The organism is Paenibacillus sp. Root444D2, assembly GCF_001426375.1.
Classification (GTDB): domain Bacteria; phylum Bacillota; class Bacilli; order Paenibacillales; family NBRC-103111; genus Paenibacillus_E.
In genome coordinates this window covers 15063-30720 of record NZ_LMEO01000050.1, presented here as the reverse complement: position 1 = coordinate 30720, position 15658 = coordinate 15063, and the positions used below count along the sequence as shown (strand labels likewise).

Genomic DNA, 15658 nt, shown 5'->3' with positions numbered 1-15658 from the left:
CAATCCTCATATGCTTCGAGTAAGACACGTCCAGGAAGGGGAAACTGGCTTGATGATACGGGATGAGGGTACGGTTGCGGAAATTATTTCAGTTAGAGAGGGACTACAGATTGTCACTGTACAAATGCGAAGCGGTGAGCTTGAGCATGCTGTACACTACACGGATACATTACCTTTGTTAACTCCTGGGGACCTGGTTGACTTAAATGTAACTGCCATGAAGCTGAGGTTAGGTTCAGGGGGATTTCATATCGTAATATCCGTTCGCGACCGAGGATCGGATCACGATTCAGCATCTACATCATCAAATGGACACATTATGAAGCTCAAATATACCCCAATGCAGCGAAGTGTGCTCGCTATTGAAGAGCCTGCTAGCTCGTTTCATTCTTCATTTCAAGGTGACATGAATCTAGAGGGGATGCCCGTCTTGCTGGGAGAATTGCACAGTATGCTGCCTGTCGTGATATGCTGGCTCAGATATCGGCATCAACAAAGAAATTTATCTGATCGTGCTTTGGAGGTCGCCTATATCATGACAGATGGGGGGGCTCTTCCACTCGCATGGAGTGAGCATGTGGCGATACTTGAGGGAATGGAATGGCTTAAAACAACCATTACTTATGGTCAAGCCTACGGAGGTAAGGTGGAGGCGGTTAACAAATTTAGTGCATTAGTTGCAGCTAAGAATGCAGTGAATGCAGATATCAGTCTTGTAACTATGGGACCAGGCATCGTGGGAACGAATACCCGATACGGTTTCTCGGGTCTTGAGGTTGGTGAGCTCGTGAATGCTGTATCCGCTTTAGGCGGGATTCCAGTGGTCATCCCTAGAATTTCTTTTGCTGATCCTAGGATTCGGCATCAGGGCATTAGTCATCATACGCTTACTGCGTTGCAGCTGGCAGCGAGATGTCCGGCTGTAGTGCCTCTCCCAATTTTGGGCGTTAAGGAAAATGCTATTGTGCAAAAACAAGCGCAGAACCTGCAGTTGCATCAAATAGAAGCCATGCCGAGTCCATCGATTGCGGAAATCGCTGAAGCTTTTTCGCAGTATCCACAGCCCATTACCTCGATGGGAAGGGGATTATCGCAGGACCCGGTTTATTTCCAAGCGATTTGTGCGGCTGCGGATTGTGCAAGCCAGTTACATAATCCATTAGTGTAATGGTATTCCCACCTTGCTGCAGCATCAACTGCAATTGACGTTTGATTTCCCAGGCCTTCCCTACAAGTCGAATTTGACGGTCGGTTACATAGCTCTTCATATCCATTTTCCTCTTTTCAGGTGAAATTTTGATATAATGAACGATATGCATGAATGGGACAAGTTAGACCAACTTTAACAAGGGTGAGGTGTTCGTATGATATTACACAAAAAATTCGAAGAAATAACGGTTAAGACTGAATCTATTTTCAAAGGTAAAATCATTTCGTTGCAGGTGGATCATGTGAAGCTGCCAAATGGGGAGATTGCAACACGTGAAATCGTAAAACACCCCGGCGCTGTAGCTGTTATTCCGCTATTAGGAGATAAAATGATCGTTGTAGAACAATATCGAAAGCCGCTGGAGAAAAGTCAGGTCGAGATCCCGGCCGGTAAGCTGGATGCAGGTGAGGAGCCGCTAAAGGCAGCTTTACGCGAATTAGAGGAAGAAACGGGTTATCGCACGGATAATATGAAGCTGGTTAGTTCCTTCTATACCTCGCCAGGTTTCGCGGATGAAATCATTCATCTCTATCTCGCAGAAGATTTGGTAAAGGGCGAAGCGAATCCGGATGAGGATGAATTCCTCGAATGCGAATCGATTACTTTGGAACAAGCACAGCAGTACATACGTGAAGGGCGAATTAGCGACGCGAAGACGATTATGGCTGTTTACGCTTGGCAGCTGTATCTTTTAACGGGTCAAATCTAAATGAATGCTTATTATGTTGATCTCCATATTCACATAGGTCGATCAGAGAAGGGACAAGCGATTAAGATTAGCGCTTCGAATGACCTGACTTTCTTCAATATTGCGCAGGAAGCTGCTGTTAGAAAAGGAATGGACATCATCGGTATTATCGATTGTCACTCGCCTTCTGTTCAGGATGACATTATGACGTACTTGGATCGGGGTGAGATGGAGGAGCTGGAGGGCGGCGGCATCCGGTATCAGGACACGACGATTATGTTGGGCAGTGAAATTGAGGTGCGGGATCCAGGCATGGGCCCGGCCCATTTGCTTGCCTATATGCCTAATCTGAAAGTGATGCAGGGGTTCACGCAATGGATGAAGGGGCACATGAAAAATGTGGAGCTAAGCTCTCAACGCATTTATGTACCCGCTCGCGTACTTCAAGAAGAAGTGCTAGGCAGGGGGGGTATCCTAATACCTGCGCATATTTTTACTCCACATAAAAGTGTGTATGGAAGTGCGACTTCTAAGATGAAGTACCTTCTAGATCTTAATGGTATCTCTGCTGTCGAGCTTGGTCTTAGTTCTGATTCCGATATGGCCGGTTTAATTTCGGAGCTTGACCCGTTCACATTCGTTACGAACTCAGATGCACACTCTCTTGGCAAAATCGGACGTGAGTACAACGAAATGAAGCTGGCTGCCCCTACGTATGAGGAACTCGTTAAAGCGCTGCATCGTCAAGAGGAACGCGGTATAATAGCTAACTACGGCCTTAATCCACGGCTTGGGAAATACCACCGAACCTATTGCAGCTTATGTGAATCCGTTTTGGATGAAAGTGAAACGACTGTCCAGCGCTGTGCCGACTGTGGCAGCAATAAAATTATTAGAGGAGTCATGGATCGGATCCTGAACTTAGCAGACCGTGAAAAAGCTTTCCTTCCGTCTTATCGACCTCCGTATCAGTATCAAGTTCCACTAGAATTTATCCCAGGGCTCGGGCCTAAGAAGCTTGAACAACTGCTTCGCCGCTTCGGAACGGAAATGAATGTGCTGCATCGCACGACACCGGAAGAGCTTGCAAGTGAAATTGGTGAAGAAATTGCTTCTTATATTGTAAAAGCGCGAGAGGGCACCTTACAGCTTGAAGTTGGCGGCGGGGGTAAATACGGCAAAGTTAAAAATCGTTCATAGTTTCCAATACTCGCTCATAAGCTTGTCTTTGTAGAGGTTGACACAAGGAAGGAGCAGCAAGATGAATAGGAACCTAACGATGAAACAATATATGAAGGATAATTTGCCGCTATTTATATTCGTCTCCGTTCTTTTCATCATAGGGGTCGTGTTCGGCGCCGTGATGGTGAATGCACTTTCTTTGGAGCAAAAGCAAGAAATGACTCGTCATTTGGGTAGTTTTTTTCATGAAATTAACGAAGGTGCCGAGTTTGACAGCAGGCAATCGTTCGTTCAAGCTTTCGGCATGCATATGAAGTGGATTTTGTTGATATGGCTCTTTGGTTTGTCTATTGTCGGGCTGCCGCTGATTCTCGTTTTGGACTTTCTCAAAGGTGTGCTAATTGGGTTTACGGTTGGGTATCTGGTCGGCCAAATGTCATGGAAGGGCATGTTATTTGCGCTTGTTTCCGTTGCGCCGCAGAACCTGATTGTTATTCCGGCTATCCTATTCTGCAGTGTAGCGGCTATGGCGTTCTCCATATATATGATCAAAAATCGCTTCATGAGCCGAAATGGTAACATATACCAGCCCTTTATGCGATATACAACGCTAACCCTCTTGATGGGGGTATTCCTCCTTGGAGCAGCGCTTTGGGAAGGATATATGTCACAATTGATGATGAAATGGGTAACGCCTATGCTAGTTGGCCTATATGGATAAGAGATCCACTTATGTTTCTGTTTGACTTTGTCAGTCAGCTCCCCCTATAATAAAAAGAGTGGCTAAAACTGGGCTTGGATGCCCACCTTTCTGAGGGGGAGGCATATGGAAGCAAGGATCGAGAAGATTAAGCAGCAATTGCAATCCCAAGGGTACAAACTAACCCCTCAACGGGAAGCGACAGTACGCGTACTTTTAGAGAATGAACAAGATCATTTAAGCGCTGAAGATGTGTTTATGCTTGTGAAGGACAAGGCTCCAGAGATCGGATTGGCAACAGTTTACCGAACTTTAGAGCTGCTGAGTGAGCTGCATGTCTTGGAAAAAATGAATTTTGGCGACGGTGTCGCTCGTTACGATTTACGTGACGACAGTACACGTCATCATCACCATCACTTAATCTGCGTGCAATGCGGAGCCGTAGATGAAATTATGGAAGATTGGCTCGGACCTTTGGAAGAACGGTTAGAGCAAGATTTTCATTTTCAAGTGCTAGATCATCGACTTGATTTTCAAGGTATATGCTATCGCTGTAACGATCGAGGCAAACCGGACTCATTGGACAAATCTAAAATAACAGTTTCGGAATAGAAGCTGTTTATACAATGAAAATGCCTGTAAGCACACCCTGTGCATACAGGCATTTTTGTGTTCTTTTCATATACTAGGTAATAAGAAAAGTCGGATATTAACTCACATAATTCGTATAGAAGGATGGCACATTATGTTTAGTGATAATAAGGAAGAAGGTAGCAACTATGACTCAGCAACCTATTGTAGTCGGCGTTCCAAAAGAAATCAAAAACAATGAAAACAGAGTAGCTTTAACGCCTGGAGGAGCGGGTATGCTCTTGATGGCAGGACATCAAGTGTTTGTTGAAACTGGGGCTGGTGTTGGCAGCGGCTTCGGTGATGAGGACTATGCTCGCGAAGGTGCCGTTATTGTCGCGGAGGCTGCTGAGGTATGGGCTCTCAGCGATATGATTATGAAAGTTAAGGAACCTTTACCAGCAGAGTATGGTTATTTCCGGGAAGGGCAGATGTTGTTCACCTATTTGCATTTGGCAGCGGCAGGAGACTTGGCTGAACATTTGCTTAACAAGAAAGTGACAGGGATTGCCTACGAAACGATTCAACTTCCGAATGGCTCATTGCCGCTTTTGACACCGATGAGTGAAGTCGCTGGCCGGATGTCGGTACAAATTGGCGCCCATTTTTTGGAAAAATTCTATGGGGGACGCGGAATTTTATTGGGTGGTGTACCCGGAGTGCCGCCAGCCGATGTCATTATTTTGGGCGGAGGGATCGTTGGAACGAATGCGGCCAAAATGGCGCTCGGACTTGGAGCTAATGTTGTCATTATTGAACGGAGTGCCGATCGGATGAGAGCTCTGGACGACATATTCGGGGGAAGACTGCGAACATTGATTTCTAATCCTTATAATATTGCGAGTGCTGTACAGAAGGCGGATTTATTAATTGGCGCTGTTCTTATACCTGGAGCTAGAGCTCCAAGATTAGTAACGGAAGCAATGGTTCAAAGCATGAAGCCAGGCGCTGTGATTGTAGATGTTGCCGTGGACCAAGGTGGATCGATTGAAACGATTGACCGTGTGACAACGCACAGTAATCCCACCTATGAGAAACATGGCGTACTGCATTATGCTGTTGCCAATATGCCTGGTGCCGTTCCGAGAACTTCAACACTGGGGTTAACCAATGTGACGATACCTTATGCCATGGAGCTTGCCAATAAAGGTTTTGAACAGGCTGTAGCTGCTAATTACGCACTCCAATTAGGTGTGAATACCTACAAAGGGAGTGTAACGCACCCCGCAGTGGCTGAAGCACTAGGAAAGCCGTATGTGAAGTTGTCCGATCTGTCATAATCATAGACCAAGCCTCATATCCTGATCATAAAAAGGGGATAGAAATGAGGACTGGCTATGATATTTTCATATCGAAAACTAATTGTTCGCTTACGCTTTATTTTACTATTTATGACTTTGACTGTGATTCTATATCAAGTTATGCTTGTTCTAACGGGTTGGATTCAGCCTGTGAACAAATACAGAACACCAACGGGAAAGTCCGTTAAGGTGTTTGGCCATCACGAGCATACTTCGGTTTCGGATACAGGAACAATGAGTGACCGTTTGCGTTTATTTTATTGGTATGGGGAATAAAGAAAGCGTAAAAAAGAGGAGTTCGCACTGGAATCGTTGAATGCTATTCGGTATGAAGATATGGCATGATAACGAAGGAGTATATCGGCATGATGACGAAAGACTTGCAATCCTTCATCCGATTTTTGTCAGTTGAACGGGGACTATCCCGGAATACGTTGGAATCCTATGAGAGAGACCTACAGCAATTTGTTGATTATCTACAACAGCAAGGCATTACGGCTTGGAAAGACACAGGGAAAACTCACATTGCTGGATACTTATCGCAGATGAAAATGCTCGGACGAGCATCAGCAACCTTGTCTCGCAATATGGTTTCCATTCGAGCACTTTATCAATATTTAGTGAAAGAACGTGTAATGGATTCTGATCCAAGTATTTATGTTGATGCTCCCAAGCTGGAAAAAAAGCTTCCTAAAGTGCTGTCGATTGGAGAGGTAGAGAAGCTCCTTGATGCACCACAACCTGAGCATGTGAGCGGCGCGCGTGATAAGGCCATGCTGGAATTGCTCTATGCGACTGGGATCCGAGTATCGGAGCTCATTTCTCTGAATGTAACGGATATCAATTTGCAAATGGGCTTCATCCGCTGTATAGGGAAAGCGGATAAAGAACGTAACATTCCTCTTAGCTCAATCGCCATTCGGTGTTTAACGACCTATATACATAATTATCGGATGAAGTTGTTGAAAAAAACGGCGGATGAAGAAGCCTTATTTATCGGACACTTGGGAACAAGGATGACGAGGCAAGGGTTTTGGAAGATTTTAAAAAAATATGCAAATGAGATGAATATCGCGAATGAGATAACACCTCATGCCTTAAGGCATTCTTTTGCTGCCCATTTAATTGAAAATGGCGCAGATCTGAGATCGGTTCAAGAAATGCTGGGACATTCCGATATTTCCTCGACACAAATGTATGTTCAAGTCACCAAGCTCAAAATGAAAGAGGTTTACAACCTTGCACATCCAAGAGCGAAATTATAACCTTACAGCGGCATTTCCCTAGGGGAAGCTGCTGTTTTGCATTCATAGAGTGGAAGTGAGATAATCGAGGGTGGATGACATTAGGAATTGATTTGGAGGGACAAGAGTGCGCTTTGAACGTATATGTTTAATTGTATTGGATAGTGTAGGCATCGGCGAATTACCGGATGCCAAGCAGTTTGGCGATAGTGGCGCTCACACACTAGGACATATTGCAGAGAGAGTAAGCGGATTTGCACTCCCTAATTTACAGCGAATGGGACTTGGGAGCATAGCTGATATTAAAGGGATTCCTGCAACTGATTCACCAGAAGGTTATTATGGGAAAATGGCTGAGGTGTCTGTTGGGAAAGACACGATGACAGGCCACTGGGAATTGATGGGGCTTCGAATTAATACCCCATTTAATGTATTTCCGGATGGATTTCCAGAAAAATTGATTTCTCAATTTGAGCAGGAGACAGGGCGTAAAGTCATTGGAAATAAGCCGGCCTCAGGCACTGAAATTTTAGACGAGCTCGGAGAAGAGCAGATGAAAACAGGGGATTGGATCGTTTATACATCTGCGGATAGTGTATTTCAACTAGCTGCGCATGAAGACGTCATTCCGCTAGAAGAGCTGTATCGGGCATGCAAGATTGCCAGAAGGTTGACCATGCAGGATGAGTTTGCGGTGGGCAGAGTCATTGCTAGACCGTACCTCGGGGAGCCTGGCGCTTTCAAACGTACTCCGAATCGCCATGACTATGCCGTGAAACCGCCAGCGCCAACGGTCATGAATCATTTGAAGGATGCTGGATATGATGTGATTGCGATTGGGAAAATTAATGACATTTTCGATGGTGAAGGTGTTACAAAAGCCACATCAACAAAAAGTAATTTAGATGGTATTCAGAAGACGATAGAGGTACTGGGCTCGTCGTTTAAAGGACTCGCTTTTACGAATCTTGTCGATTTTGACTCGTTGTTTGGGCATCGTCGTGATCCTGAGGGCTATGGAAGATCACTGGAGGAGTTTGATGCTTATGTGCCTCAGCTCAAAGCGGGTCTAGGACCGAAGGATCTACTAATCCTTACGGCGGATCATGGCAATGATCCTGTGCATCCGGGAACCGATCATACGCGCGAATATGTGCCTGTTTTGTTATACAGCCCAAGCTTCCAATCCCCTGCTTCGCTTGGTATCCGCGGAACCTTCGCTGATCTGGGAGCGACCATCGCAGATAATTTTGGCGTTAGTGCAACCGATCAAGGCGAGAGCTTCTTACATCTTTTAAAATAAATGATTACGAAATACTCAGTCTATGTGAACTGAAATCGCTTAGGAGGAATCCACCCATGTCCGATACGTCCATGATTCAAAAGATTCAAGAAGCAGCTGCATTTATTAGCAAGGAAACGAATATTAAACCCCAAATTGGACTGATTCTTGGTTCTGGTCTCGGCGTTCTTGCTGATCTTATTGAGCAGCCTATCGTTGTAGACTACTCGAGAATTCCCCATTTCCCAGTGTCTACGGTGGAAGGGCATGCCGGAGAATTGGTCGTTGGTACGATTCAAGGCAAACAAGTGTTAGTGATGAAAGGCCGCTTTCATGCTTATGAAGGCTATGGCGCGGAAACGGTTTCTTTTCCAGTAAGAGTTATGAAAGAACTAGGTGTAGAAACGCTGATAGTGACGAATGCAGCTGGTGGAATTAATGAATCCTACCAAGTTGGCGATCTTATGGTCATAAGTGATCATCTGAATTTGACATACCGCAACCCACTCATTGGACCGAATGACTCGGCTTTAGGTGTTCGCTTTCCGGATATGTCGGAAGCTTACAGCAAACGTCTGCGTAAATTGGCGCACGAAGTTGCGGCATCACAGAACTTCCACTTACAAGAAGGCGTCTATGTGGGACTCCTCGGTCCTAACTATGAAACACCTGCTGAGATTCGCATGTTCCGCACATTAGGCGGTGATTCCGTTGGGATGTCGACGGTACCTGAAGTGATTGTAGCACGTCATGCAGGAATCGAAGTGCTTGGATTCTCCTGTATTTCGAATATGGCATCAGGTATATTAGACCAGCCACTCTCCCATGCAGAAGTCATGGAAACGACAGAGAAAGTAAAGCCTAAGTTTCTGAAATTAGTACTAGGCATTATTGAAGCACTTTAACTAGAAGAGGAGAACAAAATGGAACTGACTTACATAGATAAAATTAAAGAAGCAGCGAGCTTTATTGAGCAGCGTTTAGGCGGAGTTAAGCCTGTTATCGGATTAGTTTTGGGATCAGGCTTGGGAGATATGGCGAATCAGGTTGAGCAGCCCATAGCCATCGATTATAGCGAGGTTCCTCACTTTCCCGTTTCAACTGTTGAAGGTCATGAAGGCCGTTTTGTTGCAGGTACCCTTGAAGGTAAGCAAGTTATTGTTATGCAGGGTCGTTTTCATTATTATGAAGGCTACGATATGAAAAAGGTTGTATTTCCTGTTTACGTTATGAAAGCCATTGGCGTTCAGACGGTTATGATGACGAACGCAGCAGGCGGGATGAATCGAGATTTCAAAGCGGGAGATCTTATGGTTATTAGCGACCATTTGAATATGACAGGTGATAACCCGCTTATCGGACCTAACCATGCTGATCTCGGTGTTCGTTTCCCGGACATGTCGGAAGCGTACAACCGCGAATACCGCAAGCTGGCTCATGAGCTGGCACAAACGGTCGTAGGAGAAGATGGCGTGCCGCTGAAGCTGCAGGAAGGGGTCTATGCGGGGATTACAGGACCAACCTACTGTACGCCAGTTGAACTTACGATGTTAGCTCGCATCGGTGGCGACGCGATTGGCATGTCCACGGTAGGAGAAGTTATTGCAGCACGTCATGCAGGACTTAAGGTGTTAGGGATTTCGTGTATTACCGATATGGCGATAGGCGAAGAGCTGGAACCATTGACGCATGAGCAGGTTGTGGCGGTTGCAAATCGGACGAAACCGAAGTTCATTGCACTTGTTAAGGCCTTTGTTCGTGAGGTCCGTCTGGGATAATTTGGCTATATTTTTTATGAACTTTTAATGAAAATAAGCTTCTGGAGACCTATGAATTCGGAGGGAGTCATGCTAATATATAGTTAATTAGAACTATATTAGAGGGTGTCGTAGATACAGATACCCATTCCATAACAAGGATGTGATGGAGCATGTCAGTCCAACAATTAATGGTCGCTAACTGTCCTAAATGCGGGAAAGTGTTCCAGAAAAATTTTCGAAACCAGTGTTCAGATTGCAGCCGCAGCATGGATTCCATGCTCACGACCAGTCTTGAATTTCTACGTAAAAATCATCGCTCAACGAATAGGCAATTCAGCGAAGCGACAGGTGTTTCACAAGAGCAAATGCATACTTGGATTAAAGAGGGGAAGCTGCTGCTTTCGGATTATCCGAATTTGAACTATCCCTGCGTATCATGCTCGAAACCGATTCGCGGACAAAAGCTCTGCCCGGATTGCACGTACCGAATTAATAGGGATATTAGAGAACTGAAAGAGAAAGACCGATCATTTCAACCACTTCTTAGAGAAAAACAGTCAGTATCCACTGGCGGTTTTCAAATACGTGAAAGACTTAGTGGTGTGTAATTTATAACAAAATGGGCAATAGTAATGGTGATATCCCCCGATAAGGGGGATGTTTTTACGAAAGGCTGAGTCACAATTTTGTCACAAAATATTCAAGGATTTGCCACTAACCATGTATGGGATTGTCTGAAGATGTTAGGTAGAATAGATGAAGTGAACACATTATGAGGGGGATATGCATGCAAAAGTGGATTTTCTTTGTGTTATTTATACTTGCGGGCGCATTGGGGCTGGGAGTCCTCTTTCAAGATATTTCTGACCGCCAAGTGGCTAAGGAAGCAGAGGCTGCCGCTGGCAAAGGTCAACAGCTTAAAATTGCAGCTTCTAACTGGCAGTTCGATTCTGCAGATTATACGGTTAAAAGCGGTGAGCCTACGAAAGTTACCTTGTCTTTAAAAGAAGGTGTACATGCGATTGAAATCGTAGGATTGGATATCAAGTTGGATAAAGAAAATCCTTCCAAACAAATAACTTTCGATAAACCAGGCACTTATGAAATTCAGTGTGTCCTTCCTTGTGGTGAAGGTCATGCCAAAATGAAATCCAAATTAGTTGTTTCTTAACCAATAATGGTAGTATCAGAGGGGGCTCTAGCAGCTCCCTTTTTTCGATTTTGATGAGTAATGCGTACGATGCAAGTTTTCTAGCGAAAACTCTTAGGTAATCTTAAGGAGGAATGCACATGAGAATGGTTGATTTAATCCATAAGAAACGTTCTGGTGAAGTGCTTAGCGAACAAGAAATTACGTATATCGTTAGCGGATATACACGCGGTGATATTCCAGATTATCAAATGTCAGCTTTATTGATGGCTATTTTCTTCAATGGGATGACAAGTGAAGAGATCTCTGCACTCACGCTGGCCATGGCAGGATCGGGAGAAATGATCGATTTATCGGAGATTGCCGGGATTAAAGTGGATAAACACTCAACAGGCGGGGTGGGGGACAAAATAAGCCTGATCGTTGGACCTATTGTTGCTTCGCTAGGAATCCCAGTTGCCAAAATGTCTGGCCGAGGATTAGGGCATACGGGCGGTACGGTAGATAAGCTGGAGTCGATTCCAGGCTTTCAAATTGAATTGACGAAAGAAGCTTTTATTCATGCGGTGAATACGAATAAAATCGCCATCGTTGGCCAGAGTGGTAACTTAGCTCCTGCTGATAAGAAGATGTATGCACTTCGCGATGTAACAGCAACGGTTGATTCAATTCCCTTAATCGCTAGCTCCATTATGAGTAAGAAGATAGCTTCCGGAGCAGATGCTATTGTGCTGGACGTGAAAATCGGTTCAGGCGCCTTCATGAAAACAGTGGACGATGCAAGAGCCCTGGCTCGTACGATGGTTGATATTGGAACGCAATTAAAGCGGAACACAATCGCCATGATTACAGACATGGAGCAGCCGCTCGGACGTGAAATCGGAAATGCAAATGAGATTCGTGAATCCATTGAAGTGCTCCGCGGTACCGGTGATAAGGAGCTGACGGAGGTAGCGATCTCGGTTGCTGCCTACATGTCGCTGCTGGGGAAAGTGTTTGAGAGCTTTGAGGAGGCACAGGTGGCTGTCCGCGATATTGTCCTGAACGGGAAGGCGTTAGAGACATTCAAACGCTTCATAGCAAGCCAGGGCGGTGATCCGAATGTGGTTGACCAACCCGAGCTCCTCCCGACGGCAGCTTACCAATTCGAAGTACTGGCTGAGAAAGATGGCTTTATTAATCAGATCAATGCGGAACAAATCGGTATTGCCGCGATGCTGCTTGGTGCTGGTCGTGCCAAGAAGGAAGATCAGATTGATTATGCAGTGGGTCTTACTTTGAATAGGAAAATCGGTGACGAGGTGCAGATTGGGGAATCTATCTGTACCATTCATGCGAATCAACAGGATGTGAAGGCAGTCGAGAGTATGATTCAAGGAGCCTATCGCATCGAGAATAGCAAACCTGCTCCCGTTCAATTAATTTATGATGTCATTGTTTAATGCCAAATGATTTGCCCAAGCACTTTCCACGCGGAAAGTGCCTTTTTTATTTTCTTCCTGTTGGAATATTTTGTGCGGAAATCGTCAAGACTGAATAGCAGTCATTCAAGCTGCAAGTGTCAGACTTTCACTTCATACATCACAGGAGGGGTACAATTGCTATGCGAAAAAAAGGGCTAATAAGTTTAATCTGTTTACAGCTATGTTTGATGCTGCTCATACCAGCCGCATTTGCGGAAGAGAAGAAGGCGCCATCGGTCGATTTGACACCGAATGCACAATCCGCTGTATTAATGGATGCAGACACGGGCACGGTCATTGCCGAAAAGAATAAGGATGCAAAGCTTCCTCCGGCCAGTATTACGAAAATAATGACGATGCTGCTCATTATGGAAGCTGTCGACAAAGGCAATATTAAAATGGATGAGAAGGTCAAGGTCAGTGAATACGCGGCTTCCATGGGTGGATCGCAAATTTTCCTTGAGCCTGGCGAAGAGATGACGGTTGAGGAAATGCTGAAGGGGATTGCCATGGCTTCCGGGAACGATGCTTCTGTGGCAATGGCTGAGAAAATCGCAGGCTCGGAAGAGAATTTTGTGCAAATGATGAACGATCGTGCACAGCAGTTAGGCATGAAAAACACCCATTTTTCAAACTGCAACGGACTGCCTGTGGCCAATCATTATACAAGTGCGAATGATATTGCCGTCATGTCAAGAGAACTGCTCAAGCATGAGGGGATTACTAAATTTACAGGAGCTTATCAAGACTATCTGCGAAAAGAAACGGCAACGCCGTTCTGGCTCGTGAATACGAATAAATTGGTGCGCTTCTACAGCGGTGCAGATGGTTTGAAAACGGGATACACAAGCGAAGCGAAATTCTGCTTATCTGCAACAGCAAAACGGGATAATTTACGGGTCGTTGCCGTGGTGCTCGGTGAACCAAATACTAAAACACGGAATGCTGAAGTAACGAAGCTGTTTGATTACGCTTTTGCGCAATTTACGAACTATCCTTTGTTTAAATCTGGCGACAGTCTTGGAAATTTTACGGTTAATAAAGGTCAGGTTTCGACAGTACCGTTAGTCGCGAAGCAGAATTATAGTATTTTAATGAAAAAGGGTACTGTGACTGGGGAGATTCGACATGAACTGAAACTCGATCCAAACATAAAAGCACCGATTTCTATGGGGCAACCAATCGGAAGAATTGTTGTTTACAATGGCGATAATTTACTTGCTGAATACCCACTTGAGTCTCCAGTTGCTGTAGATAAAGCGTCCTGGTGGAAGCTATTCAAGCGAACCACATCGAATCTGTTTCATACGGATTAATGGTGAGATTTCGCGAATAAGCGCAGTTTTCTTCTAGTTTTAGCAGTTTTCTTCTAGTTTTGTCGGGGGGCAGGAGAATCCCTCTCAGCTGTAGAAACTTAAGTTTCATGACGGGATCTTTGAGTATGCTCAAAGTCTCTCAGCTGAGAGGAGTGAACATGTTGAGCCTGCAAATTGAATTCGAGCAAGGCCGAAGAGCGCTGATTGTTAGATTGAAAGGCGAGCTGGATCATCACACAGCCGATGTTGTGAAAGCAAGGATGGAGGAAGCGATTGCCAAAGAGCATACGCGTCATTTAATCCTTAGTTTGAAGGATCTATCCTTCATGGACAGCTCAGGTCTAGGCGTCATTCTCGGCCGCTATAAGCAGATTACGAGTAAAGGCGGCAAAATGGTCGTTTGTGACGTTGCTCCTGCTGTCTACCGCTTATTCGAGCTTTCTGGAATGTTCAAGATTGTATCTATACAGGACAACGAACGCAATGCAATGTCCAGTTTGGAGGTTGCATTATGAGTGAACATAACTTTATGACACTTGAGTTCGCCAGTCGTTCGGAGAATGAAGCTTTTGCTCGTGTAGCTGTTGCTGCTTTCGTCTCTCAATTGGATCCTACGCTGAATGAATTAACCGATATCAAGACGGTTGTTTCTGAAGCGGTAACAAATTCGATTATTCATGGTTATAACAATAGAACAGATGGCGTTATCATGATTTCGACGCAAATTGATGACGACGTGGTTCGTATCACGATCGAAGACAAGGGTTCAGGGATTGCTGATTTAGAACAGGCGAAACAGCCGCTATATACATCCAAACCAGAGTTGGAACGCTCTGGCATGGGTTTCACGATTATGGAAAATTTCATGGACGAAGTAGAAGTTGTGACGGCCGTCGGAATCGGAACCAAAATAAACATGTTGAAGCGAATTGAATCTAAAAAAGCTTTATACAATTAGGGGTTTGATCTATGGATGTCGATCTGAAACATGCTTCTCATAGTTATTTAGACGATTCGGAAGTCAAACGGTTAATCGCCCTCAGCCAATCCGGAGATGGACTCGCCAGAGAAACACTTGTCAGCTGCAATATCCGCTTGGTTTGGTCTGTGGTTCAACGTTTTTTGAACCGAGGATACGAAGCCGAAGACTTGTTCCAGATCGGTTGTATCGGACTGCTGAAGTCCGTAGACAAATTCGATCTATCTTATGATGTGAAGTTTTCAACCTATGCGGTACCGATGATTATCGGTGAAATTCAACGTTTTCTTCGTGATGACGGAACACTTAAAGTAAGCCGTTCGCTCAAAGAATTGGCGAATAAGATTCGCAAGACGAAAGATGAGCTTTCGAAGCGGCTTGGCAGATTGCCTACGATCAAAGAGGTCGCAGAGGAGCTTATGATAACGGCGGAAGAAGTTGTTTTCGCGCAAGAGGCGAACAAACCTCTCTCTTCCATCCATGAGACCGTCTTTGAGAACGATGGTGATCCTATCACGCTAATGGATCAAATTTCGGATGAGTCCGGAGAAAAGTGGTTCGAAAAGCTTGCGCTGAATGAAGCTATTGGGACGCTTTCGGAGCGAGAACGGCTCATCGTTTATCTCCGTTATTTCCGAGATCAAACGCAGTCCGAGGTCGCGAGTAGGCTAGGTATTTCCCAAGTGCAGGTATCACGCTTGGAAAAGAAAATTTTGCAATCGATTAAAGATCAGATTGCTCAATAACAGGCTT

General features: G+C 45.0%; 19 protein-coding genes. 18 read left to right on the top strand and 1 reads right to left on the bottom strand.

Annotation, left to right across the window (positions count from 1 at the left end; translation table 11 throughout):
* Window positions 1-52 precede the first annotated feature (52 nt).
* A complete protein-coding gene (locus ASD40_RS27700; RefSeq protein WP_057306379.1) occupies window positions 53-1168 on the top strand; it encodes a DUF3866 family protein in 1116 nt (371 codons plus the stop codon).
* On the opposite strand, the gene mciZ is transcribed toward ASD40_RS27700, so the two are convergent.
* On the bottom strand, window positions 1068-1274 hold the full coding sequence (gene mciZ / locus ASD40_RS39525) for a Z-ring formation inhibitor MciZ (RefSeq protein ID WP_442952730.1): 207 nt from the start codon (window positions 1272-1274) through the stop codon (window positions 1068-1070). The two genes, ASD40_RS27700 and mciZ, sit on opposite strands and share 101 nt — an antisense overlap.
* Window positions 1275-1364: 90 nt before the next feature.
* On the opposite strand from mciZ, the gene ASD40_RS27695 reads away from it, so the two are divergent.
* The 17 genes from ASD40_RS27695 (at window position 1365) to sigF (ending at window position 15651) form a co-directional block, all read left to right on the top strand.
* A complete protein-coding gene (locus ASD40_RS27695) occupies window positions 1365-1919 on the top strand; it encodes an NUDIX hydrolase (RefSeq protein WP_057306378.1) in 555 nt (184 codons plus the stop codon).
* Window positions 1920-3098: an endonuclease Q family protein gene (locus tag ASD40_RS27690; RefSeq protein WP_057306377.1), complete on the top strand. Its 1179-nt coding sequence runs from the start codon at window positions 1920-1922 to the stop codon at window positions 3096-3098.
* A gap of 61 nt (window positions 3099-3159) precedes the next feature.
* Complete coding sequence (gene spoIIM, locus ASD40_RS27685) at window positions 3160-3801, top strand: stage II sporulation protein M (protein ID WP_057306376.1); 642 nt, start codon at window positions 3160-3162, stop codon at window positions 3799-3801.
* Window positions 3802-3906: 105 nt separating this feature from the next.
* On the top strand, window positions 3907-4392 hold the full coding sequence (gene fur / locus ASD40_RS27680) for a ferric iron uptake transcriptional regulator (RefSeq protein WP_057306375.1): 486 nt from the start codon (window positions 3907-3909) through the stop codon (window positions 4390-4392).
* Window positions 4393-4574: 182 nt separating this feature from the next.
* Window positions 4575-5690 carry an alanine dehydrogenase gene (gene ald / locus ASD40_RS27675; RefSeq protein ID WP_057307056.1) on the top strand — a complete coding sequence of 372 codons (1116 nt, stop codon included), beginning with the start codon at window positions 4575-4577 and terminating at the stop codon, window positions 5688-5690.
* Window positions 5691-5747: 57 nt separating this feature from the next.
* On the top strand, window positions 5748-5987 hold the full coding sequence (locus tag ASD40_RS27670; protein WP_057306374.1) for a DUF4227 family protein: 240 nt from the start codon (window positions 5748-5750) through the stop codon (window positions 5985-5987).
* A gap of 92 nt (window positions 5988-6079) precedes the next feature.
* Window positions 6080-6976, top strand: a complete 897-nt coding sequence (gene xerD, locus ASD40_RS27665; protein WP_057307055.1) for a site-specific tyrosine recombinase XerD — start codon at window positions 6080-6082, stop codon at window positions 6974-6976.
* Window positions 6977-7082: 106 nt separating this feature from the next.
* Complete coding sequence (gene deoB, locus ASD40_RS27660; protein WP_057306373.1) at window positions 7083-8258, top strand: phosphopentomutase; 1176 nt, start codon at window positions 7083-7085, stop codon at window positions 8256-8258.
* A 56-nt stretch (window positions 8259-8314) separates the two neighbouring features.
* On the top strand, window positions 8315-9142 hold the full coding sequence (locus ASD40_RS27655; protein WP_057306372.1) for a purine-nucleoside phosphorylase: 828 nt from the start codon (window positions 8315-8317) through the stop codon (window positions 9140-9142).
* An 18-nt stretch (window positions 9143-9160) separates the two neighbouring features.
* Window positions 9161-10015, top strand: a complete 855-nt coding sequence (locus tag ASD40_RS27650; RefSeq protein WP_057306371.1) for a purine-nucleoside phosphorylase — start codon at window positions 9161-9163, stop codon at window positions 10013-10015.
* Window positions 10016-10167: 152 nt separating this feature from the next.
* Window positions 10168-10605: a hypothetical protein gene (locus tag ASD40_RS27645; protein WP_057306370.1), complete on the top strand. Its 438-nt coding sequence runs from the start codon at window positions 10168-10170 to the stop codon at window positions 10603-10605.
* A gap of 179 nt (window positions 10606-10784) precedes the next feature.
* Window positions 10785-11168 carry a cupredoxin domain-containing protein gene (locus ASD40_RS27640; protein ID WP_057306369.1) on the top strand — a complete coding sequence of 128 codons (384 nt, stop codon included), beginning with the start codon at window positions 10785-10787 and terminating at the stop codon, window positions 11166-11168.
* Window positions 11169-11287: 119 nt separating this feature from the next.
* Window positions 11288-12589: a pyrimidine-nucleoside phosphorylase gene (locus ASD40_RS27635; protein WP_057306368.1), complete on the top strand. Its 1302-nt coding sequence runs from the start codon at window positions 11288-11290 to the stop codon at window positions 12587-12589.
* A gap of 161 nt (window positions 12590-12750) precedes the next feature.
* Entirely contained in the window at window positions 12751-13926 is a 1176-nt protein-coding gene (locus ASD40_RS27630; protein WP_057306367.1) for a D-alanyl-D-alanine carboxypeptidase family protein, read from the top strand.
* A gap of 161 nt (window positions 13927-14087) precedes the next feature.
* Entirely contained in the window at window positions 14088-14441 is a 354-nt protein-coding gene (gene spoIIAA, locus ASD40_RS27625) for an anti-sigma F factor antagonist (RefSeq protein ID WP_047674049.1), read from the top strand.
* On the top strand, window positions 14438-14884 hold the full coding sequence (spoIIAB, locus tag ASD40_RS27620) for an anti-sigma F factor (RefSeq protein ID WP_057306366.1): 447 nt from the start codon (window positions 14438-14440) through the stop codon (window positions 14882-14884). The genes spoIIAA and spoIIAB overlap by 4 nt, the downstream gene beginning before the upstream one ends.
* 11 nt (window positions 14885-14895) lie before the next feature.
* Window positions 14896-15651, top strand: coding sequence for an RNA polymerase sporulation sigma factor SigF (gene sigF / locus ASD40_RS27615; RefSeq protein WP_029192952.1), 756 nt, complete (start codon window positions 14896-14898; stop codon window positions 15649-15651).
* Window positions 15652-15658: the final 7 nt, after the last annotated feature.